This window comes from Streptomyces morookaense (genome assembly GCF_013030945.1).
Taxonomy (GTDB): Bacteria; Actinomycetota; Actinomycetes; order Streptomycetales; family Streptomycetaceae; genus Streptomyces; species Streptomyces morookaensis.
The window spans coordinates 79,040-99,665 of the sequence record NZ_JABBXF010000044.1 but is presented as its reverse complement, the minus strand read 5'-3'; the positions used below and the strand labels follow the sequence as shown (position 1 = coordinate 99,665).

The 20,626-nt window shown below is 73.1% G+C and carries 20 protein-coding genes and 1 pseudogene; 11 read left to right on the top strand and 10 right to left on the bottom strand.

Annotated elements, in window-relative coordinates:
* Positions 1-82: 82 nt before the first annotated feature.
* Entirely contained in the window at positions 83-457 is a 375-nt protein-coding gene (locus tag HG542_RS20150; protein ID WP_004948858.1) for an RNA polymerase-binding protein RbpA, read from the top strand.
* An 87-nt stretch (positions 458-544) separates the two neighbouring features.
* On the opposite strand, the gene fxsA is transcribed toward HG542_RS20150, so the two are convergent.
* Both fxsA and HG542_RS20140 read right to left on the bottom strand, forming a co-directional pair.
* Positions 545-1,141, bottom strand: a complete 597-nt coding sequence (gene fxsA, locus HG542_RS20145) for an FxsA family membrane protein (protein WP_171083401.1) — start codon at positions 1,139-1,141, stop codon at positions 545-547.
* Positions 1,138-2,382, bottom strand: coding sequence for an FAD-dependent monooxygenase (locus HG542_RS20140; RefSeq protein WP_171083398.1), 1,245 nt, complete (start codon positions 2,380-2,382; stop codon positions 1,138-1,140). The genes fxsA and HG542_RS20140 overlap by 4 nt, the downstream gene beginning before the upstream one ends.
* 95 nt (positions 2,383-2,477) lie before the next feature.
* Between HG542_RS20140 and HG542_RS34545 the strand changes: the two genes are divergently transcribed.
* Positions 2,478-3,143 carry a TetR/AcrR family transcriptional regulator gene (locus tag HG542_RS34545; protein ID WP_218039058.1) on the top strand — a complete coding sequence of 222 codons (666 nt, stop codon included), beginning with the start codon at positions 2,478-2,480 and terminating at the stop codon, positions 3,141-3,143.
* 182 nt (positions 3,144-3,325) lie between these two features.
* Here HG542_RS34545 and HG542_RS20130 read toward each other — a convergent pair whose 3' ends face one another.
* The 5 genes from HG542_RS20130 to HG542_RS20110 all read right to left on the bottom strand — a co-directional run bounded on the left by HG542_RS20130 (position 3,326) and on the right by HG542_RS20110 (position 9,648).
* Positions 3,326-4,396: a methyltransferase gene (locus HG542_RS20130; protein WP_171083396.1), complete on the bottom strand. Its 1,071-nt coding sequence runs from the start codon at positions 4,394-4,396 to the stop codon at positions 3,326-3,328.
* A gap of 230 nt (positions 4,397-4,626) precedes the next feature.
* Positions 4,627-5,397 (bottom strand): polyprenol monophosphomannose synthase, encoded by a 771-nt coding sequence (locus HG542_RS20125; RefSeq protein WP_171083394.1) that lies wholly within the window; start codon positions 5,395-5,397, stop codon positions 4,627-4,629.
* Positions 5,394-7,046, bottom strand: a complete 1,653-nt coding sequence (lnt, locus tag HG542_RS20120; protein ID WP_373313222.1) for an apolipoprotein N-acyltransferase — start codon at positions 7,044-7,046, stop codon at positions 5,394-5,396. Before lnt ends, HG542_RS20125 begins: the two co-directional genes overlap by 4 nt.
* A 514-nt stretch (positions 7,047-7,560) precedes the next feature.
* Positions 7,561-9,180: an amidohydrolase gene (locus HG542_RS20115; RefSeq protein ID WP_171083390.1), complete on the bottom strand. Its 1,620-nt coding sequence runs from the start codon at positions 9,178-9,180 to the stop codon at positions 7,561-7,563.
* 24 nt (positions 9,181-9,204) lie between these two features.
* Positions 9,205-9,648, bottom strand: a complete 444-nt coding sequence (locus tag HG542_RS20110; protein WP_030365423.1) for an Lrp/AsnC family transcriptional regulator — start codon at positions 9,646-9,648, stop codon at positions 9,205-9,207.
* Positions 9,649-9,839: 191 nt separating this feature from the next.
* On the opposite strand from HG542_RS20110, the gene HG542_RS20105 reads away from it, so the two are divergent.
* Entirely contained in the window at positions 9,840-10,199 is a 360-nt protein-coding gene (locus HG542_RS20105) for a hypothetical protein (RefSeq protein ID WP_171083388.1), read from the top strand.
* A 176-nt stretch (positions 10,200-10,375) separates the two neighbouring features.
* Here the strand turns inward: HG542_RS20105 and HG542_RS20100 are convergent, their stop codons facing one another.
* A complete protein-coding gene (locus tag HG542_RS20100) occupies positions 10,376-11,548 on the bottom strand; it encodes an acyl-CoA dehydrogenase family protein (protein ID WP_171083387.1) in 1,173 nt (390 codons plus the stop codon).
* 293 nt (positions 11,549-11,841) lie between these two features.
* On the opposite strand from HG542_RS20100, the gene HG542_RS20095 reads away from it, so the two are divergent.
* On the top strand, positions 11,842-13,062 hold the full coding sequence (locus HG542_RS20095; protein WP_171083384.1) for a glycoside hydrolase family 18 protein: 1,221 nt from the start codon (positions 11,842-11,844) through the stop codon (positions 13,060-13,062).
* A gap of 27 nt (positions 13,063-13,089) precedes the next feature.
* Here the strand turns inward: HG542_RS20095 and HG542_RS20090 are convergent, their stop codons facing one another.
* On the bottom strand, positions 13,090-13,719 hold the full coding sequence (locus HG542_RS20090) for a TetR/AcrR family transcriptional regulator (protein ID WP_171083382.1): 630 nt from the start codon (positions 13,717-13,719) through the stop codon (positions 13,090-13,092).
* An 80-nt stretch (positions 13,720-13,799) separates the two neighbouring features.
* On the opposite strand from HG542_RS20090, the gene HG542_RS20085 reads away from it, so the two are divergent.
* The 5 genes and pseudogenes from HG542_RS20085 to HG542_RS20065 all read left to right on the top strand — a co-directional run bounded on the left by HG542_RS20085 (position 13,800) and on the right by HG542_RS20065 (position 17,610).
* A complete protein-coding gene (locus tag HG542_RS20085) occupies positions 13,800-14,414 on the top strand; it encodes a DUF6230 family protein (protein ID WP_171083380.1) in 615 nt (204 codons plus the stop codon).
* Entirely contained in the window at positions 14,405-15,247 is an 843-nt protein-coding gene (locus HG542_RS20080) for a DUF6114 domain-containing protein (RefSeq protein ID WP_171083379.1), read from the top strand. The genes HG542_RS20085 and HG542_RS20080 overlap by 10 nt, the downstream gene beginning before the upstream one ends.
* A gap of 25 nt (positions 15,248-15,272) precedes the next feature.
* Positions 15,273-15,896: pseudogene (gene dhaL, locus HG542_RS35195) on the top strand (dihydroxyacetone kinase subunit DhaL); the annotation flags it as partial.
* A gap of 87 nt (positions 15,897-15,983) precedes the next feature.
* The gene (locus tag HG542_RS35190; protein ID WP_227724882.1) at positions 15,984-16,376 is read left to right on the top strand and encodes a PTS-dependent dihydroxyacetone kinase phosphotransferase subunit DhaM; all 393 of its coding nucleotides are present in this window, start codon (positions 15,984-15,986) and stop codon (positions 16,374-16,376) included.
* Positions 16,377-16,449: 73 nt separating this feature from the next.
* Entirely contained in the window at positions 16,450-17,610 is a 1,161-nt protein-coding gene (locus tag HG542_RS20065; protein ID WP_171083377.1) for a PP2C family protein-serine/threonine phosphatase, read from the top strand.
* On the opposite strand, the gene HG542_RS20060 is transcribed toward HG542_RS20065, so the two are convergent.
* Positions 17,600-18,331 (bottom strand): PIG-L deacetylase family protein, encoded by a 732-nt coding sequence (locus HG542_RS20060; protein WP_171083375.1) that lies wholly within the window; start codon positions 18,329-18,331, stop codon positions 17,600-17,602. The genes HG542_RS20065 and HG542_RS20060 overlap by 11 nt on opposite strands.
* A 158-nt stretch (positions 18,332-18,489) precedes the next feature.
* Here HG542_RS20060 and HG542_RS20055 point away from each other — a divergent pair, with 158 nt between their 5' ends.
* Both HG542_RS20055 and HG542_RS20050 read left to right on the top strand, forming a co-directional pair.
* On the top strand, positions 18,490-19,557 hold the full coding sequence (locus HG542_RS20055; RefSeq protein ID WP_171083373.1) for an ABC transporter substrate-binding protein: 1,068 nt from the start codon (positions 18,490-18,492) through the stop codon (positions 19,555-19,557).
* Entirely contained in the window at positions 19,558-20,625 is a 1,068-nt protein-coding gene (locus HG542_RS20050) for a FecCD family ABC transporter permease (protein WP_171083372.1), read from the top strand. It abuts the gene before it with no gap.
* The last annotated feature ends 1 nt before the right edge of the window (position 20,626 follow it).

The window sequence follows — 20,626 nt, the reverse complement described above, 5'->3', positions numbered from 1 at the left end:
TTCACCGCCGACCGGACGTTGACCGGATGACGACGACAGCGACACCTGTCCTGTGGGCGACAAAGCCCGGGAGGCACGATTCATGAGTGAGCGAGCTCTCCGCGGCACGCGACTTGTGGTTACCAGCTACGAGACCGACCGCGGCATCGATCTGGCCCCGCGCCAGGCGGTGGAGTACGCATGCCCGAACGGCCATCGATTCGAGATGCCGTTCTCGGTGGAGGCGGAGATTCCGCCGGAGTGGGAGTGCAAGGCGTGCGGCGCCGTGGCACTCCTGGTGGACGGGGACGGTCCCGAGGAGAAGAAGGGGAAGCCCGCGCGTACGCACTGGGACATGCTCATGGAGCGGCGCACCCGCGAGGAGCTCGAGGAGGTGCTGGCCGAACGGCTGGCGGTCCTGCGCTCCGGCGCCATGAACATCGCGGTGCATCCGCGGGACACCCGCAAGTCCGCCTGACGGCGGCGGGGTACAGACCCGAACAGAGGGCCCGGGCCGCTGCGTTCGCAGCGGCCCGGGCCCTTTTGTGCATATGGAACCGAAGACTCAGCGCGGCAGCTGGGGGTCGCCGTGGCGCGGCGCCGGGGGCTCGTCGTCCCGGATGACCTCGCCCTGGACGACCTTGCCGTCCGGCTGATGCATACGTGCCTGCCGGAAGGCGTCGCCGAGCGAGCCCGGCGCCGGGGCCGTACGGCCCATCCGGCGCTCGAAGCCCTTGCGCAGCAGGTTGCGGGTCGGCGGGAAGAGGCACAGCAGCCCCGCCACGTCGGAGATCAGGCCGGGCACCATCAGCAGCAGCCCGCCCAGCATCGTCAGGGCGTTGCCGCCGCCCGCCCCATCCCGGCCGCCGACCTCGTCCCGGCCGGCGGCGGACGGCTCCTGGGGCTGCTGCATCGAGCGGGTCAGCCGCTGCCAGGCACGCCGCCCCGCGCGCTTGATCACGTACGCACCCGCCACCACGCCCGCGGCCAGCAGGGCGGCGACGGCGACCCCGCCCGCCGCCCCGGCCACGAGCGTCAGCAGCCAGATCTCCAGGACGGCCCAGACGGCCACTCCCAGCGGGACGAGCCTGCGGGCGCCGCCGCCCCGGGGCGGACGGCTTGCTCGGCTGCGGGCGGACTGCTGCTGTGCTCCGAACGTCATGCCTCAAGTGTGCCTGGACCGCGGCGGAACCCGGCCGCCGCACCCTGCGGCCGCAGCAGACCGCCCAGGAACCGGCCCACCGCCTGCGTGCCGGGGCTGGAGGCGACCCTGACGAACGCATCACGAGCCAGCTTGCCGACGGTGTTGGCCGGCATGAAGTAGTGCTGCATGTAGAGCGCCGTCTTCTGGTGTCTGGCGATCTCCGGGCGCAATTCCTGCTCCCACGCACCGAGGGCGACGGCGATGTCCCCGGGGTGCTCTGCCAGCTTGCGGGCGAGCAGTTCCCCGCCCGCGATGCCCATGCCCGAGCCCTGGCCCGAGTGGAGCGTCATGCACCACGCCGAGTCGCCGACGAGCACCACGCGTCCCTGGCTCCAGCGGTTGATGTGGATCTGGCTGACCTGGTCGAAGGCGGTGGACTCCGCGCCGTCCATCGCCGCCAGCATCGGCGGCACGATGCGCCCGCCGAACCCGGCGAAGGCGGCGCGCAGCGCATCGGCGGGCGGTTTGCGGACCTCGGCGGCGGGCCAGGGGGTGCGGTAGACGAAGAAGGCCACCGGCGGGTGATCCACGTAGCTGGTGATCCATGCGGCGCGGCCGGCATCGGTGGCGATCATGCAGTCGCCGTCCTTCAGCCCCGGAATGGACCGGTCCATCACACAGGCCGCGACGACGTGGCCGAAGTCCTTGCGGTAGAGGTCCTCGGGCCCGAACACCAGGGAACGGACGGTGGAATGGATGCCGTCGGCCCCGACGAGGAGGTCGGCGCTCTCCTCGCCACCATCGGCGAACACGGCCGTCACCCGGTTCCGGTCCTGGGTGATGCGCACCGGGCTCGTGCTGTAGCGGATCTCCACGCGGTCGCGCACCTGCTCGTACAACACCTGCTCCAGATCGCTGCGGAGCAGGGTGAGCAGCGGGGTGCCGCCCATGAACTTCGGGAAGGCCAGCCCGCGGGAGAGACGGCCCCGGTGGTCCACCTCGTACACGCGCCCGCGGGGATGGCGCCGGTCCGGTAACTCCCCGACGATGCCCAGGCGTTCGGCCGCCCGGTAGCCCGGGCCGTTGAAGCGGACGAAGTAGCCGCCGGTGCGGCGCCGGGGGGCGCGTTCGACGATCAGCGCGTCCCAGCCCGCCCGGTGCAGGGCGAGGGCGGTGGTGAGGCCCGAGATGCCGGAACCGACGATCAGAGCGCGGGGACGGTGTGAACTGTGAGACGAGGGGGGCGTCTGTGGCGTCATATCGGCGACCGTAACACCGCGCAATACCGGGTGACCAAGTTTGAAATTCAGTCATACAGGTCCCGGACGGCGGTTTTCGGCTACATTCCGGACCCATGGACGACGAGCGCGCCGAGCGCATTCTGGGGGCGGCCCGCGAGCTGCTGCTGCGCTGGGGCTACAAGCGGGTCACCGTCGACGACGTGGCCCGCCGGGCCCAGGTCGGCAAGGGCACCCTGTATCTGCACTGGAAGACCAAGGAGGAGCTCTTCACGACGCTCCTGCGGCGCGAGTTCGCGGCGATGCTCGGCGACGTGGCCGCCCGGATCGAGGAGGACCCGGCGGGCGTCCTCCCGCACCGGCTGCTGCGGTACGTGTACCTGGAGCGGCTCCGGCAGCCGATCGTGCGGGCGATCCACGCCGAGGACGACGAGGTGCTGGGCGCACTGCTCGCCACCGCCCCCACCGGGGTGCCGCTGGCGGAGGAGCTGCGGATCCGCACGACGCTCGCGGACATCGTCCGCGCGCAGAGCCGGCACGGCCTGCTGGTGGCCGCGGAGCGGCTGGAGGAGCAGGTGTATGCGATCGACTCCGTGCTGATCGGCTTCTTCTTCACGGCGGACACCGGCGCCCTGCCGCCGGAGCGGCAGGGGGATCTGCTCGGGGAGACGGTGCGGGCGGCGTTCGAGCCGCGGCGGTCCGCCGGCGCGGCAGCGGTGCGCGCCGCCGCGCGGGAGGTCCTGGACGTCCTGGGCGAAGCCCGGAAGGCCCTTTGCCCGTAACGGGGTTGCCGCGGGGTGGTTGCTGCCCGGTGGTCGGGTTGTGCCCACCCTCCCCCAGCTACCGCTGGGAGGTGCCCCCAGCCCGGCGGAACGATTGCCCACAACCCTGGGCGCCCCGTCAGGGGCGCGGGGAACTGCGCGATCGGCCACCGACAACCCGCAGCCGTCGAGCCGGGCGCAGCCTAGACCGCCTCGGCCTCCACGATCGACTGCCACGACGCAGTCGGAACGACCCGTACCACCCCGAACCCCGACTCCCGCAGGAGCGCAGCGAATTCGGCCTCGGTGCGCTCCTTCCCCCACAGCGTGGACAGCATGATGATGTCCGCCGCCTTGCCGTAGTGCGGCTCGTTCCCGGCAGGGAGCACCGCTTCCACCACCAGCAGCCGGCCGCCCGGCCGCATCACCTCGCGCAGGCCGCGCAGGATGCGCACGGAGTCCTCGTCGCTCCAGTCGTGGAGGATGTTCTTCAGCAGGTAGAGGTCCCCGCCCGCGGGCAGCTTCGAGAAGAAGTCGCCCGGCTCGATGCGCCAGCGGCCCGCGAGTTCGGGCACGTCGAGGATGTGCTCCCGGACCGTCTGCTCCTGGTCGAACAGCACGCCGGACAGGCCGGGGTTGTGCTGCAGCACGGCCCGCAGCAGTCCGCCGCGGCCGCCGCCGACGTCGATGACGGTGCCCTCGGCGGGGAACTCGTAGGCCTCGGTCACGATGTCGTCCAGCGGGCCGGAGAAGGAGGACATGCCCCGGTCGAAGAGCTTCTGCAGCTCCGGCTGCGTGGCCAGGTAGTCGAACAGCGGCATTCCGTAGGCCGCTTCGAAGGCCGGCACGCCGGTGCGCACGGCCTCCGGCATCCCGGCGACCGAGCGCTGGAAGAGCTCGTTGGTGAGCAGCAGCGTGCCGTCGTGCTGGGAGACGGGCGCGTCGGCACGCAGCAGCTCGGCGGCGGGGGTGAGCCCGAAGGCCCCCTTCTCGTCCTCGCTGAAGACCCCGCGGCTGGCGAGCAGCCGCAGCACCCGCCGCAGGGACGGCGCGTGGACGCCGGTGCGCCCGGCGATGTCCTCGGGGGTGAGCGGGCCGTCGGCCAGGCAGTCGGCGACGCCGAGTTCGACGGCGGTGCGCAGGGCGCCGGAGAAGATGTGGCCGAGCATGAGGTCGATCAGGACGGCGCCGGGGTCATCGGTCGGTGTGCTGGAGAACGTCGACGTGTAGAGCGGGTTGCTGGGCGAGGTGGTCAACGGTCGTCTCCCGTTCATCGGCTGATACTGGTTGACACTTGACCCAATGTGTCAGCCCGACGTCCCGGCTGTCACCGGTGGTCCCGCGGGGAATGGCGCACTCCGGCGTGTTCCTGCAGTTCATTGGCCGAAACACGACGGACGTCAACGCGCCGCACGGAACCGGGTTTTGGCCAGTCACCCCCGGACGACGACGAAGGGCGGGCACCGTCGCGGTGCCCGCCCCTCGTCGTCCTGCTGCCGCCGGTTCAGCCCCGGCCCAGCGCCTTCACGGCCTTGGCGGCCCGGGAGCCGATGCCCCAGGACGTCACCCGCCACAGCGCCTCCGCGACGATGTCGCGGCTCATCTTGCTGTCGCCCAGCTCCCGTTCGACGAAGGTGATGGGCACCTCCACCACGTGGAAGCCGGCCTTGACCGCGCGCCAGGCCAGGTCGACCTGGAAGCAGTAGCCCTGGGAGGCCACCTCCTCCATGCCGAGGCCCTCCAGCGTCTCGCGGCGGAAGGCGCGGTAACCGCCGGTGACGTCGCGCAGCGGCACGTCCAGGAGCAGCCGCGAGTAGGTGGAGCCGCCGCGGGAGAGGAACTCGCGGGACTTGGGCCAGTTGACGACCCGGCCGCCCGGCACCCAGCGCGAACCGAGCACCAGGTCGGCGCCCTTGAGGGCGGTGAGCAGCCGGGGCAGCTCCTCCGGCTGGTGCGAGCCGTCGGCGTCCATCTCCACCAGCACGCCGTAGCCGTTCTCCAGGCCCCAGCGGAAGCCCGCCAGGTAGGCGGCGCCGAGACCCTCCTTGCCCTTGCGGTGCAGCACCTTGACGTGGTCGTCGTCGGCCGCCAGCTCGTCGGCTATCTTCCCGGTGCCGTCCGGGCTGTTGTCGTCGGCGACGAGGACGTGCGCCTCCGGTACGGCCGACCGCACCCGGGCGACGATGGGCTCGATGTTCTCCGCCTCGTTGTAGGTCGGGATGATCACCAAGGTCGTGCCGAGCGGACCGTATCGCCGCTGACCACCGTCGTTCACTCTTGCCCCTTCTTGTCCAGTCGTCCTCGCCGGCCGATCAGGATCGCGGCCGCGCAGGACAGGAGGCCCACCATAGCGAGCGCCCATTCGGGCCCCGCACCCACGCGGTCCGCGACGGTCGTGCCGTCCCGCAGCGGGATGCGCGCGGTGATCACGTCCTGGGTGAACTCCTCGCTGCGCTGCAGCACCCGGCCGTCGGGAGCCACGACGGCGCTGATGCCGCTGGTCGCGGCGGTCACCACGGCCCGGCCGTGCTCGACGGCCCGCAGCCTGGACATCGCCAGCTGCTGCTCGGGCTGGCCGGTGCGGCCGTAGGTGGCGTTGTTGGTCTGCACGACGAGCGCCCGGGCGCCGGCCGTGACGGTGTCGTGCACGATCTCGTCGTAGGCGACCTCGAAGCAGATGACGTCGCCGAGCCGGGCCGGGCCGACCTGCAGCACGCCCGTGTGATCGCCGGGGTAGAAGTCGCGGGGCACGCGCTGGAGCCGGGTGATGACCTTGCTGAGCTCTGCCCGGAACGGCACGTACTCGCCGAACGGCACCGGGTGCTGCTTGGCGTACGAGGCCCCGGGGCCGGTCTGCGGGTCCCAGACGATGCCCTTGTTGTCGATGTAGCCCGGCTTGCCCGGGTGGTCGACGAGGGCGCCGACGAGGACGGGCACGCCGACCGAGCGCACGGCCGAGTCGATGCGGTCGTACGCCTCCTGGTACTGGAAGGGGTCCAGGTCCGAGGAGTTCTCCGGCCAGATGACCAGGTCGGGCTTCTTGACCTTCCCCGCCCTGATGTCATCGGCCAGCTGGAGCGTCGCCGAGACATGGTTGTCGAGGACCATCAGCGGGCGGCCGAGGAAGTCCATGCCGGGCTTCTCCACATTGCCCTGCACGATGGCGATGTCCACGGTGCCGTCGGCCTTCGTGGGCACCGGCACGGCGTACCCGGCGACGGAGACGGCCACCGCCAGGGCGACCGCCTCCACGGCGGGCAGCAGGGCACGCAGCCTCCGCCCCGCGCCGCGCGCCCGCCAGAGCGCGGCCGCGGCGTACGCCAGCAGCCCGCCCGCGAGGGCGACGGCGAAGCTCACCAGCGGCGCCCCGCCGAGCGCCGCCAGCGGCGTGAAGGGCGAACCGGTGTTGGCGAAGGCGAGCCGGCCCCACGGGAAGCCGCCGAACGGCACCCGGTCCCGGGCCCACTCCTGCGCGATCCACAGACAGGCACCCCACAGCGGCCAGCCGCGCAGCCGCGAGGTCAGCGCGAGCCCGGCGCCGAGCGCGACGACGAAGAGCGCCTCGACCAGTGACAGGCCCGTCACCGCGTCGTAGCCGACGACATGCAGCCAGCGCAGCAGGCAGAAGAAGAAGGGGAACGCGAAGGCGAAGCCCGTCCACGCCCCCTGGCGCACCGTGCGCCCCCGGGTGAGCAGCGCGAGCGCCGCGACGGCGACGACGGACAGCGGCCACACGTCGTACGGCGGGAAGGCCGCGGCCAGGGCGAGCCCGGCGGCGGCCGCCAGGGCGGTGCGGGGGGCCTCGCGGCGGGCCAGCCGGGCCAGGCGCACGGCCCGGCGGGGGCGTGCCGGGGCCGTGGTGTCCGGTGCCGGTGCGGCATCGGTCACCGCGGCTTCGGGGGAGATTTCGGGGCCCGCGGGCACGGTCGCGCCTTCCTGACAGCTTCGGGGTGCAGAAGCCGACCGTACCCGAAGCCGCTGAATGGGGGCCCGGCGTCCTTCGGGCCGGCCCGGGCATCCGCTGGCTGCGGCGGCCGAGAGCCGTTGTCTACTGAACGTCCGGGCCCCACCCGGGTCGCACCTGCCGGACGGGCGGAACCATCCCTCGCCACCGCACGCTGGACCTGGCTCCCAGTGGCGGGCTGCCTGACCGGCACCCCGCCCCATGGCCCAGCGGACGGTCGACGACTGCGCGGAGATCTGCCGGCCGGACGTCCTGTGGTGGACTCGGCAGAACCTACCGGCCGCAGGCCGCACCGTGTCAACACCCTCGCCACCTGCGTGGCTTCCTCAAATCAGCAGGTCAGTACGGCAGATGGGGCGCCGGCGCGACAGGCCGACGGCACGTCGTTCGGCGGTACGCGATGATCTCCGCATCACTCGTTCGGGCGCGGGGCGCCCCGTCAGGTCCGCGCCCCTACGGGGCGTGAAGGTCCGCTTAGACCCGTCCCTCGTGGACGACCCGCCCCCCGACCACCGTGCGCAAGCACACCGGCAGCGCAGCACCCGGCGTGAGGTCCGGCAGCCCCGGCGTGCCCGAGCGCGGGTCGGTGGACCAGTTGGCCACCCGGGTGTCCGGGACCTGCACCAGCAGGTCGCCCGCCGCCCACACCGCGTAGTCCGCGGGCGCACCCGGCACCAGCACGCCCGCGTCGTCGCGGCCGATCGCCCGCCAGCCGCCGCGGGTGTGCGCCGTGAAGGCGGCCCGGACCGAGACACGGTGCTCGGGCGTGCGGTGGAAGGCGGCGGCCCGGACGGTGCCCCACGGGTCGAGCGGGGTGACGGGGCTGTCGGAGCCCAGCGCCAGGGGCACCCCGGCGCGCAGCAGCGCGGCGTACGGGTTGAGCATGCGCGCCCGCTCGCGGCCCAGGCGCTGCGCGTACATGCCGTCCTCGCCGCCCCAGGCGGCGTCGAAGGCCGGCTGCACGGAGGCGGTGAGGGCGAACTCCGCGAAGGCGGCGATGTGTTCGGGGGTGAGCATCTCCGCGTGCTCGACCCGGTGCCGGGCGGCGCGGACGGCGGCGAGGCCGATCTTGTCGGCGGCGGCGCGCACGCCCTCGACGACGGCGGTGAGCGCGGCGTCGCCGATGGCGTGGAAGCCCGCCTGGATGCCGGCCTCGGTGCAGGCGGCGACGTGTGCGGCGACGGCCGCGGCGTCCAGGTTCGCGGTGCCGGTGCGGCCGGGCGCGTCGGTGTAGGGGGCGTGCAGGCAGGCGGTGTGCGAGCCGAGCGAGCCGTCGACGAAGAGGTCGCCGGCCGCGCCGTGCGCGCCGAGCTCGCGGATGCGCTCCGCGTCCGCTGCGGAGGCGAGGGCCTCGGCCCAGTAGCCGGTGACGCGCGGGCCCGGCTCCTCGGCCGCCAGCCGCAGCAGACCGGTGAAGTCCTCGGTGCCGGAGATCTGCGGCCCTGCGCACTCGTGGACGGAGCCGATGCCGAGCGAGGCCGCGTGGGCCAGCGCGGCGCGCTGCAGTTCCGTGCGCTGGGCGGCACCGATGCTGCCGAGCGCGGCGGCGCGCACGGCGTGGTGGTCGTCACCGGTGAGCGGTGCGCCGTCGCCGGCGGCGACCTGCGGGACGAGGTCGAGCAGGGCGGTGGTGACAACGGCGGAGTGGACGTCGGCGCGGGTCAGATAGAGGGGACGCCCGCCGGTCGCCTCGTCGAGCTCCCGGCGGGACGGGGGCCGCTGCTCGGGCCAGCGGCTGGCGTCCCACCCGTGCCCGAGCAGCACCCGGTCCGCGGGGCGCGCGGCGGCGTGCGCCCGCACCCGGTCGAGCGCCTCGCCGAGGGTGCGGGCGCCGGTGAGGTCGAGACCGGTGAGCGCGAGACCGGTGGCGGTGGTGTGCACGTGCGCATCGGTGAACGCGGGCGTGACGAGCGCGCCGTCGAGGTCGACGACCTCGTCCACCCCGTCGGCGAAGGAGTCCGCGGCCCCCTCGGAACCGACCCAGGCCACGCTGCCGCGCTCCACCACCATCGCCGTCGCGAACGGGTCGGCGGGACTGTGCACGGTGCCGTTGCGCAGCAGGACGGTACGGAGCGGTTCAGTGGACTGGCTCATGGGGGTCATTCTGCCCCGGGCCGGTCAGCCCACCCGCGGCGGCCGGGCCTCGTACGGGGTCGACAGGACGATGGTCGTCCGCGTGGAGACCCCGGCCAGCGAGCGGATGCGGGCCAGCAGGTGCTCCAGCTCCAGCGGCGTCGCCACCCGCACCTTGAGGATGTAGTTCTCGTCCCCGGCCACGCTGTGGCAGGCCTCGATCTCGGGGATCTCGGCCAGTCGGTCCGCGATGTCGTCGGGGGCACTGGGATCGAAGGGCTTCACCGAGATGAACGCGGTGAGCGGCAGCCCGACCGCCTCGGGGTCGACCACCGCCGCATAGCCCCGGATCACGCCGCGCTGTTCGAGACGCCGTACGCGCTGGTGCACCGCCGAGGTGGACAGGCCGGTGGCCTTGCCCAGGTCGGTGTAGCTCATCCGCCCGTCCTTGACGAGCAGTTCCACGATCTCTCTGTCCAACTCCTCCACGCGGATCAACCTACTGGGTCCGCGTGCGCCCGGCACAGTCGGCTGCACCTCTGGCGCACAAAGTATGTGATGAACGCCACAGGCATGCACCCGTGTCCTCCCGGCCGGAGCGATTACCGGCCTCGCCGCCAGGGAAGTGCTTGCTGTGGCCGAGACGGGGTCCGGCCGGACAGTCGAGGGGGAGAAAGACTATGCCCAGCCCGGAACGCACCGATCACGAGAGCGACGGCGGCCTGTACGAGGGCTACGAGATCACCGAGATGTTCCGGGTGGTCTGCCCGGCCTGCGCCCGGCCGATCGCGCTGCTCCCCGACGAGGAGGCGCTTCCCGAGCACGCCCTGTGCCCGTCCCCGTGGAACCCGTTCGGGCTCACGGTCTGCCCGGGCTCGGGCAGCAGCGCGGACGAGGCCGGCCCGGCGGACGACGCGGCGGAGGCCCAGGGGCTCGACACGGCGCTCCTGCTGACGCTGCCGGAGAGTCTGGACTGGCGCACCCAGCCGTTCTCCCACATCGGCGGCCCGGGCTCCCGGCCGTTGCGGGTCGCCCACTAGGCCAATTCCCGCGCCCCGAAGGGGCGCGGGGAACTGCGCGAGCAATCACGACGCGCCCGCAGCCGAACTACCCGGGGCTCCGCCCCGGACCTCTGGGGTGGTACATCAACTTCGGGCCGGTGGGGGCTGGTCGCGCGGTTTCCCGCGCCCCTGACGGGGCGCCGTAGTACCGGCAACTACCGGGACTCGGGCCCGGCCAGGTGCCGGGCCACCACCATCCGCTGGATCTGGTTGGTGCCCTCCACGATCTGCAAAACCTTCGCCTCCCGCATGTACCGCTCCGCCGGGAAGTCCGCCGTGTACCCGTAACCGCCCATCAGCTGCACCGCATCCGTGGTGACCTGCATCCCGGCGTCGGTGCAGAACAGCTTCGCCATGGCGGCCTGCTTGGAGAACGGCAGCCCCTGGTCCCGCAGCCGCGCCGCGGCCAGGTAGAGGGCGCGGCCCGCCTCGATCTGCGTGGCCATGTCGGCCAGCAGGAAGCGCAGGCCCTGGAAGTCGGCGAGCGGCCGCCCGAACTGCCGGCGCTCCTCGACGAAGGCCAGGGCCTCGTCCAGCGCCGCCTGGGCCACGCCGATCGCGCAGGCCGCGATGCCGAGCCGCCCCGAGTCGAGGGCGGAGAGGGCGATGGCGAAGCCCTGGCCCTCGTCGCCGATGCGGCGTGCGTCGGGTACGCGCACCCCGTCGAAGTGCAGCTGCGCCGTGGGCGATCCCTTCATCCCCATCTTGCGCTCGGGCGCCGCCGCGGTGAGGCCGGGGGCGTCGCCCGGCACGAGGAACGCCGTGATGCCGTGGGCGCCTTCGCCGCCGGTGCGGGCGAGCACGGTGTAGAAGTCCGCGACCCCGCCGTGGGTGATCCACGCCTTGGTGCCCTCGAGGATCCAGGTGTCGCCGTCGCGGGTGGCGCGGGTGCGCAGGGAGGCCGCGTCCGAGCCGGAGGACGGCTCCGAGAGGCAGTACGCGCCGAGCAGACCGCCGCCCAGCATGGCGGGCAGGTGCTCCGCCTGCTGCTCCTTGGTGCCGTACCCGGCGAGGGCGTGGCAGGCGAGCGTGTGCACGCTGACGCCGAGGCCCACGGTGAGCCGGGCGCCCGCGAGTTCCTCCAGGACCTGCAGGTAGACCTCGTACGGCTGCGCTCCGCCGCCGAACTCCTCGGCGTACGGCAGGGCGAGCAGCCCCGAGCGGGAAAGCAGCCGGAAGACCTCACGGGGGAAGTGCCCGGCGTCCTCCTCCTCGGCGGCACGGGGCCTGATCTCCCGCTGGACGAGCTCGCGTACGAGCGCGATCAGATCGCGGGCCTCCTCGGTGGGCAGCTGACGCTCCACCGGCTGTGGGCCGTGGTCGGTCATGGGGGCGCTCTCCTCCCTGTCAGGGCGCTGCGGCGGCCGGCGCGCAAGGGTGGCGGCGCCGTCACCGTGGGTGCCCAGTCGACGATCACGTTGCCGGGTCTCGGACTAGGCGTGACCTGCGGCTGTGGCGACTCGGAGTATGCCCGATCGGGGGCTCTGCGTCACGGGTTGACGGATCGTGACGGAGCCCCCTCGGGGGTCTCCCCCGTTTTGGTCCGAACCATTGACCCAACTGGTCTAGTCCTTCTACGGTTCCCCAACGCTTGATCTCCCCACCCCACCGAGGAGAACCCATGCACCGACCGTACGGACCCGCGGCCGCCCTCACCGCCGTCGCGGCCCTGCTCGTCACCGCCCTCAGCGCCGCTCCCGCCGGTGCCGACGACTCCGGTCCCGGCGACACGGGAGCCGGGCACAAGGTCGTCGGCTACTTCACCAACTGGGGCGTCTACGGCCGCAATTACCACGTCAAGAACATCGAGACGTCCGGCTCCGCGAACAAGCTCACCCACATCAACTACGCCTTCGGCAACGTCACGGGCGGCAAGTGCGCCATCGGCGACGCCTACGCCGACTACGACAAGGCCTACGACGCGGCGGGCAGCGTCGACGGCAAGGCCGACACCTGGGACGCCGGTGCGCTGCGCGGCAACTTCAACCAGCTGCGCAAGCTCAAACAGCTCCACCCGGGCCTGAAGATCCTGTGGTCCTTCGGCGGCTGGACCTGGTCCGGCGGCTTCGCCGACGCCGCCAAGGACCCGGCGGCCTTCGCCGACTCCTGTTACGGCCTCGTCAACGACCCGCGCTGGGCCGGGGTGTTCGACGGCATCGACATCGACTGGGAGTACCCCAACGCCTGCGGCCTGACCTGCGACGCCGGCGGGAGCGACGCCTTCCGCAACCTGATGGCCGCGCTGCGCGCCCGGTTCGGCGGCAGCAGCCTGGTGACCGCCGCCATCACCGCGGACGGCTCGCCGGGCGGCAAGCTGGAGGCCGCGGACTATGCGGGCGCCGCCCGCTACGTGGACTGGTACAACCCCATGACGTACGACTACTTCGGCGCCTGGGACGCCAAGGGCCCCACGGCCCCGCACTCGCCGCTCACCTCCTACGACGGCATCCCCAAGCCCGGCTTCCACTCCGACGCCGCCATCCAGAAGCTCAAGTCCCTGGGCGTACCGGCGAACAAGCTCCTGCTCGGCATCGGCTTCTACGGCCGCGGCTGGACCGGCGTCAATCGGTCCGCCCCCGGCGGCACCGCGACGGGCCCCGCCGCGGGCACCTACGAGCAGGGCATCGAGGACTACAAGGTCCTCAAGGCCAAGTGCCCCGCCAACGGCACGGTGGCCGGCACCGCCTACGCCTCCTGCGGCAGCGACTGGTGGAGCTACGACACCCCGTCGACGATCGCCGGGAAGATGGCCTACAAGGACCAACAGGGCCTGGGCGGAACGTTCTTCTGGGAGCTGAGCGGCGACACGGCGGACGGCGAACTGGTCCGGTCCATCACCTGACGCAGCGGACCGGTGCCCCCGGCGCCCTCACGGCCCGCTCCGTGCCGGCGCCGGGCACTCCGGTGCGTAGTCCTCGATCATCCGCAGTGTGTCGCCCAGCCACCGCACCAGCAGCGAGCACACCACCTCGCGCGGCAGCCCCTGGTGGTTCAGCCAGTCCAGGGTGACACCCTCGACGCCGGCGAGCCAGCCGATCAGTGCGGTGCGGGCGACGAGGGGGACGTCGCCGCGGCCCCAGGCGCCGCGGGCGATGGCCAGCACCAGCTGCTCGCGGACGCCGTCCCGCAGCGCGAGCACTTCGGCGTCGAAGCCGACGCCGCCCGTGACGATCGCCCGGTAGGCCGCCTGGTGGTGCTGGGCATAGCGCAAGTACCCGTCCACCGTGTGCTGCACGCGCTCGGCGGGCGGCAGGTCGTGGGTGGAGGCCGCGCGCACCACGAGCTCGGCGACGGAGTCCTCGATGATCGCCAGGTAGTAGCCGCGCTTGTTCTTGAAGTAGTAGTAGATCAGGCCCTTGGCGACACCCGCGTGCCGGGCGATGTCGTCCACCGACAGGGCGTCGTAGGACGTGTCGGCGAACAACTTCCGCCCGATGGCGATGAGTTCGGCACGCCGCGAACGGGAACGGCCCGTACCGCACTGTTGACTATTGTTCAAATTCGGTCCTAGTCTCCCAAGCACCGGACGTCCGCAGTATCGCAGAGAGCCCCACCACTCACTCCCTGCGGGAGGAAGCAGTGAGCGGATCCGACCGACGTCTGCCCGAGGGCCGAACTGCCTGGAGGAGGACCGCCGTTGTCGCCGTCCCCGCCCTGGCCGCGGTGGCGGCGATGGGCGTGGTGATGGCGCAGGGCGCCCTCGCCGCCTCGTTCGCGGTCTCGGGCACCAACTTCCAGGTCCTGTCCGGGAAGCTGACGAGCAAGGGCCTGGCCTCGTACGTCCAGACGGACCGGGCCGTGGACGGCAAGGGCCACCCGGTCGCCCTGCTGGGCATCGGGGACGCGACCCTGAGCGACATCTGCCAGTCGGCGTCCGTGGACACGCCGCTGGGCAAGGTCACCTTCCGGCTCACCGCGGGCGGCGACGCCGGGCAGGTGACGGCGGACAGCCTCGTCATCGACGGCGAGGACCTCGTCGGCGACGCCCGCTTCGGGACCGCGCAGATCGGCCGCGACGCGTCCACCCTGGACCGGGTGCCGGACGTGAAGGGCGAACCGGGCAAGTTCGGCCTCCAGGCCGGGGACATCACCGTGGTCGGGGTGCGCTCGCACGCCTGGTCGGCGACCGGCGGCAACTTCCGCCTCAAGGGCCTGCGGCTCGCGGTCGGCATGGACGGCAAGCAGTGCTTCTGAGGCCGGACGCCCGCGCCGCGTTCCGGTCCTGGCGGCGGACCCGGCCCTTCTGGGCCGGGCTGCTGCTGATGCTCGGCGGGACGGAACTGCTGGTGGTCCCGCTGTCGCCGCTGACCGTGCTGGTGAGCCTGGGGCTGGGCGGCCTGGCCGCGATCGGGATCGGCCTGGCGCTGATCGCCGCGGGCCAGTTCCTGTGGTGGCTGCCGTCGGCGCGGCACTACGTCAGCATCAACGCGCTGATCCTGTCGGTGCTTTCGTTCGCCGCGACGAACCTGGGCGGCTTCCTGGCCGGCATGCTGCTGGGCATCGCGGGCAGCGCGATGGGGTTCGGCTGGACGCCGCGCGCCTCCCGCGGGGGTTCCTCGGGGACACTCGCCGCCGCACTGCCGGTCGTGCTCCTGGCGGCGCTCGTCCCCGCGGGAGACGGCACGGACCGGATCCTCCGCGCGGCGGCGGAGCCCGCATCCGTCACCACATCGCGCTTCGCGCCACGGGGGTTCGCCTTCGCGGGGATCGACCGGGTGCCGACGGCCGACGGCCCGCTGAAGGTTCTGGTGCTGACGATGGGCGCCGCCTCGCTGACGGACTACCGCCTGAAGACGCGCGAACTCGGCCTGGCGGCCGGGAAACTGGACCTCAGCGGCCATGTGACCCTCTACCTCACGCGCTTCAGCGGCTGCCTGGAGGGCGTGCTGTGTGTGACGTTCTCCCCGGACGGACTGCCGGTGCCGCCCGTGATCCCGCCGTTCGTCTTCATGACGCGGGTGGTGGCGGAACAGGCGCTGGTGACGGCGGACATGATCGTGGCGGACGGACTGCGGCTGACGGTGTGAGGGTGACCGGGCCTACCCTGACCCCATGACCGTCACGCTCGACCTGGCCTTCTTCCGCCGGTTCCTCGACCGCGCCACCCGTGTCATCACCGCCGAATCCACCCGCCTCACCGAGCTCGACGCCGCCATCGGCGACGCCGACCACGGCGTCAACCTCAAGCGCGGCTTCACCTCCGCCGTGCAGGCCCTCGCAGCCGATCCGCCGGACAGCCCCGGTGCCCTGCTCACCGCGGCCGGTGTGCACCTCACCAACACCGTCGGCGGCGCCTCCGGACCGCTCTACGGAACGGTGCTGCGCCGCATGGGCAAGGTCCTCGGCGAGGACCCCGTCGTCGCGCCGGAGGCGCTCGCCCGGGCGCTGGCCGCGGCCGTGGCGAGCGTGCGGCGGCTCGGTGACTCCGCGCCCGGCGACAAGACCATGGTCGACGCCCTGCAGCCGGCCGTCGACGCCTACGCCGAGGCGCTCGACCGGGGTGCCGGCCCCGTGGCCGCGCTCGACGCCGCGGCCCAAGCGGCCCGCGACGGCGCCGAGGCGACCGTCCCGCTGCAGGCGCGGCGCGGACGCGCCAGCTACCTGGGCGAGCGCAGCATCGGCCACCTGGACCCGGGCGCCGCGTCCTCCGCCCTGCTGCTCACCGCGCTGTACGAGGCCACGGACCCGGAACTCTGTGCGGCGGAGATCCCCACCGCCGCGGAACCGCAGCAGGAACACGGACAGCAGCCGCCCGCAGGGCGCGTGGGCACCGTGCTCGTCTCGCACAGCCGCGACGTGGCCGCCGCGACGGCCGCCCTCGCCCGGGCCCTGGTGGGCACGGGCGACCCGGCCCCGGTGGCGACGGCCGGCGGGCTGCCCGACGGCTCCGTCGGCACCAGCGCCGAGCTGGTCCGGCAGGCGGTGCGCACCGCCGACGAGGGCGCGGGCGTGGTGGCCGTGTGCGACATGGGCAGCGCGGTCCTCACCGTCAAGGCCCTGCTGGCCGAGAGCGGCATCTCGGACGCCGGTGTGCGCATCGCGGACGCCCCCTTCGTCGAGGGCGCGGTGGCGGCCGTGGTCACCGCGTCGGCGGGCGGCGACCTCGCCGCCGTCCTCGCGGCGGCCGACGACGCCCGCACGTACCGCAAGATCTGACCGGTGGCCGGGGCGGACCGCCCGTGGAAGGCTGGACGGGTCGGTCCGTCCCTGTCCGCGGAGGTCTGCCCCGGTGCGCCCCCTGTCGCGCAGACTGCCCTTCGCGCTGGTCCTGGCCTATCTCACCGCCGTCGTCTGGCTGGACCTGGTGACCCGTGCGGCCCTGCGGCTGGACGTCTACGCCGCCCTGGCACCGGTGTTGGCGGCGGTGCTGTGCACGTACCGCCAGACGCTGTTCGTCGGCGCCGTCGACTTCGTCCTGATGGTGACCCGCCACGGGGTGATGCTGCCCTCCGAGGTGACCCTGGTCGACCGCGTCGGGGCGATCCTCGGCAACGTCCTCATGGTCGGCGCGGCCGTCGCCGTGGCCCGGCTGCGGCGGGACGAGGACGCGCTGCTCGACCGCGTGCGGGCCACCGGCGAGGCCGCCCAACGGGCCCTGCTGCGGCCGCTTCCGCTGCGCACGCACGGCGTGCTGGTGGACGGTTTCTACGTGTCCTCGCAGCGGGAGGCGCTGATCGGGGGCGACATCTACGAGGTCGTCGACACCCCGTACGGCACCCGGGTGCTCATCGGCGACGTCCGGGGCAAGGGGCTCGGCACCCTGGGCGCGGGGGCCGCCGTGCTCACCGCCTTCCGGGAGGCGGCGTACCACCGGCGGGACCTGGTCAGCGGCGTGGAGGCGATGGAGCAGGGACTCCAGCGCTACCACCGGTCGGCCGAGTACCAGACGAGGTCGCAGCCGGACGCCCGCATACCGCCGGAGGAGGTACGGATGCGGGCGTCGGAGGAGTTCGTGACGGCCCTGGTCCTCGGCGCGGAGGAGCCCGGGCCCGCCGGCGGGGACGACCGGATCCACCTGGTGCTCGTGGACTGCGGGCATCTGGCACCGTTCCTGCTCGGCCCGGACGGCGGCGTACGCGAACTGGAGGCGGCGGAGCCCGGCCTGCCGCTCGGCCTGGGGCACCTGGTGGCGGCGCCCCGCACCGCCCAGCGCGTCACGCTGCCGCCGACGGCCCGGCTGCTGGCCTGCACCGACGGGGTGACCGAGGCGCGGGCGCCGGACGGCGCGTTCTATCCGCTGACCGAGCGGCTCACCGCCTGGTCCGCGCTGCCGACCGCCGAACTGCTGGCCCGGCTGCAGAACGACCTCGTCGCGCACACCGGCGGGCGGCTGCAGGACGACGTGGCCGTGCTGGTGATGGAACGGGCGCCGACGAAGGTCAGCGGGTGACGAGTTCGAATGCGACGGCGGGGCGGCCGCCGAACCGCTCGGCGGTGCGGTTCATGGCGCTCTCCAGGAAGGACCGGCAGTAGCCCTCCGGATCGTCTGCGGTCAGCGCCTCGATATAGGTGCGGTGGCAGAGCAGGGACTGCACGGCGCGCTCGAACCCCGCGCTCGCGTCGACCGCGTGGGTCGGCCGCGGGGAGCCCGCGACGGCCACGTACCGGACCCCGTTCCACGGCTGGAGGCCCTGCTCCGCGAGGTCGGGGAAGATCCACCGGTTGCCCGCGTCGGCGACGGCGTCCAGGACGGCCCGGCCGACGTTGCGGTGGTCGGGGGTGTTCCAGGCGGTGCCGCCCCAGGTGTCGTGGTGGTTGAGGGTGAGGACGAGTTCGGGGCGGTGGCGCCGGACGGCGGCCGCGAAGTCCCGGCGCAGCGCGGTGCCGTACTCGATGATGCCGTCGGGGTGCCCGAGGAACTCCACGCTCCGTACCCCGACCGCCGCGGCGCTCGCCCGCTGTTCGCGCTCGCGCAGCGGGGCGGCCTCGGCGGGGGCGAGGGTGTCGATGCCCGCCTCGCCGGAGGAGGCCAGCACGTAGACGCAGGAGCGTCCGGCATCGGTCCAGGTGGCGACGGCGGCGGAGGCGCCGTACTCCAGGTCGTCGGGGTGGGCGACGATCGCCAGGGCACGCTGCCAGTCGGTGGGCATCTCCTGCAGTTGCTCCGCCATGCCGTTCGTCTCCTTCGCCGGGTTCGCATGTGCAGGGTATGCCGCACTTCTTCATGAGGCCGGGAACCGGCCGCGCATTCCGTCCGACTACCTGATCCGGGCCCGCTCCGGCGGGTCCGTGTGTACGTCGGACTTGTCGAACCCTGGAGAGTTTTCTGATGCGCGCTCGTGCGTGGAGCGGTGTGCTGGCCGCAGTGGCCCTGTCGGCGACGGCGTGCGGCGGCGGTGGCGGCGGCACGTCGGAGAAGAAGGACGACGCGGGCGCGTCCGCCGCGGCAGCCGGCTTCCCCGTCGCCGTGACCGACTGCATGGGCGCGAAGACCACCTTCGACGCGGCGCCGAAGCGCATCGTCACCAGCAACGCCTCCGGCCTGGAGCTGCTGATGTGGCTGGGCGCCGGCGACAAGGCCGTCGGCACGGGCTTCCCGCCCGGCAACGGCGCCATGCCGCAGCAGTACGCGGAGCAGGCGGCGAAGGTGCCGGTGCTCGGCAGGACGGTCATACCCAAGGAGAAGCTGCTGGGTTCGGGCGCGGACCTCTACCTCGACTCCTTCTCCTCCATGAAGAACATGGGGAAGACGGGCGACGCCCCCACGGCCGACGAGTTCAGGGCCGCGGGCATCAAGCACGTCTTCCTGAAGTCCTCGGCGTGCGCGGCCATGAGCAAGTCCCCGCGCACCGACCTGTCGGGGGTCGAGGCGGACATCGAGGAGCTCGGCAAGGTCACCGGCACCTCGGCGCGCGCCGCCGAACTCGTCGCGTCCATGCGGAAGAAGACGGGTGCGGTGCAGGACGCGCTCAAGGACGTGCCGCAGGACAAGCGGCCGACGTACTTCCTCTTCGACTACGACGCCGGCACCAAGCAGCCCATGGCCGTCTGCAACCGGCAGGTCGCCAACGCCGTGATCAGCCAGGCCGGCGCCCGCAACGTCTTCGACGGCTGCGACGGCGACTTCCAGCCCGTCGGCTGGGAGGACGTCGTGGCCAAGAATCCCGACTGGATCCAGCTCGCCGTGCGCAACCGCGGCAGCGAGGAGGCCAACCGCAAGGCCTTCGACGAGGCCGCCGAGTTCCTGAAGACCTTCCCCGCCACCAAGGACCTCAAGGCCGTGCAGGAGGGGCACTTCCTGCGCATCGCGTCCGAGCGCACCACGATCGGCGGGGTGCGCAGCGCGGACACCGTCCAGGAGATCGCGCACACCCTGTACCCGGAAAAGGTCAAGTAGGTGACGGCCGTGGCCCCGGCCGCCGTGGAGCGGCGCGAGCGGGGTGCGGGGGTACGGGCCGGCCGGGCCGGCATCGCGCTGGGCGCCGTCCTGCTGGTGGCGCTGACCGCCTCGGTGTGCCTGGGCTCGACCCGGGTGCCGCTCGGCGAGGTGTGGTCGGCGGTGGAACGCGGCCTCACCGGGCAGGCCCCGGCGCCGGGCACGCAGGACCTCATCGTGTGGCGGCTGCGGGTGCCGCGGGCCCTGCTGGCGGCCGTGGTGGGCGCGGGCCTCGGCCTGGTCGGCACGGCCGTCCAGGCCCTGGTCCGCAACCCGCTCGCGGACCCGTACCTGTTGGGCATCTCCAGCGGCGCATCGCTGGGCGCCGTCTCGGCGATCGTGCTGGGGGCGGGCGCGGGCGGCGCGCTCGGACTGGGCCTGTCCTCGGCCGCGTTCGCCGGGGCGCTCGCCTCCTTCGCGCTGGTGTGGGCGTTCGCCCGACGCGGGGGAGGCTTCCGGCCGCTTCGACTGGTGCTCGCGGGGGTGGGGATCGGCCAGTTCCTGTCCGGCTTCACCCACTATCTGGTGCTCCGGTCCGGCGACGAACAGCAGACGCACGGCGTGCTGTTCTGGCTGATGGGCTCCCTCGGCGGGGCCCAGTGGACGACGCTCGCCGCCCCGACGGCGGCCGTCCTGCTGGGACTTGCCGCCCTGCTGGCCCGCGCCCGCGCCCTCAACGCCCTGCTGATGGGCGACGAGACGGCGGCCAGCCTCGGCGTGGACGTCACCCGGCTGCGGCGCGAACTCTTCGTCGTCACCAGCATGCTGACGGGCGTGCTGGTGTCCGTCTCCGGGGCGATCGGCTTCGTGGGCCTGATGGTCCCGCACGCCTGCCGGATGGTGGTCGGCGGCGACCACCGCCGGCTGCTCCCGGTCTCGGCCCTCTTCGGCGCCGTCCTGCTGACGGTCGTCGACCTCATCGCCCGGACCGCCCTGCCCGACCAGGAGCTGCCGGTGGGCGTGGTCACCGCGCTGATCGGGGCGCCGACACTGCTGTATCTGCTGGACCGACGCCTGGAACGGGGCTGAT

Bases quoted from the DNA above. Each gene is read 5' to 3' on its own strand.
- HG542_RS20150 (WP_004948858.1), top strand. From the start codon at position 83: ATGAGTGAGCGAGCTCTCCGCGGCACGCGACTTGTGGTTACCAGCTAC.
- HG542_RS20115 (WP_171083390.1), bottom strand. From the start codon at position 9,180: ATGAGCCAGTCCACTGAACCGCTCCGTACCGTCCTGCTGCGCAACGGC.
- fxsA (WP_171083401.1), bottom strand. From the start codon at position 1,141: ATGACGTTCGGAGCACAGCAGCAGTCCGCCCGCAGCCGAGCAAGCCGT.
- HG542_RS20140 (WP_171083398.1), bottom strand. From the start codon at position 2,382: ATGACGCCACAGACGCCCCCCTCGTCTCACAGTTCACACCGTCCCCGC.
- HG542_RS20060 (WP_171083375.1), bottom strand. From the start codon at position 18,331: ATGGCGGAGCAACTGCAGGAGATGCCCACCGACTGGCAGCGTGCCCTG.
- HG542_RS20100 (WP_171083387.1), bottom strand. From the start codon at position 11,548: ATGACCGACCACGGCCCACAGCCGGTGGAGCGTCAGCTGCCCACCGAG.
- HG542_RS20055 (WP_171083373.1), top strand. From the start codon at position 18,490: ATGCGCGCTCGTGCGTGGAGCGGTGTGCTGGCCGCAGTGGCCCTGTCG.
- HG542_RS20130 (WP_171083396.1), bottom strand. From the start codon at position 4,396: ATGAACGGGAGACGACCGTTGACCACCTCGCCCAGCAACCCGCTCTAC.
- HG542_RS20095 (WP_171083384.1), top strand. From the start codon at position 11,842: ATGCACCGACCGTACGGACCCGCGGCCGCCCTCACCGCCGTCGCGGCC.
- HG542_RS20105 (WP_171083388.1), top strand. From the start codon at position 9,840: ATGCCCAGCCCGGAACGCACCGATCACGAGAGCGACGGCGGCCTGTAC.
- HG542_RS34545 (WP_218039058.1), top strand. From the start codon at position 2,478: ATGGACGACGAGCGCGCCGAGCGCATTCTGGGGGCGGCCCGCGAGCTG.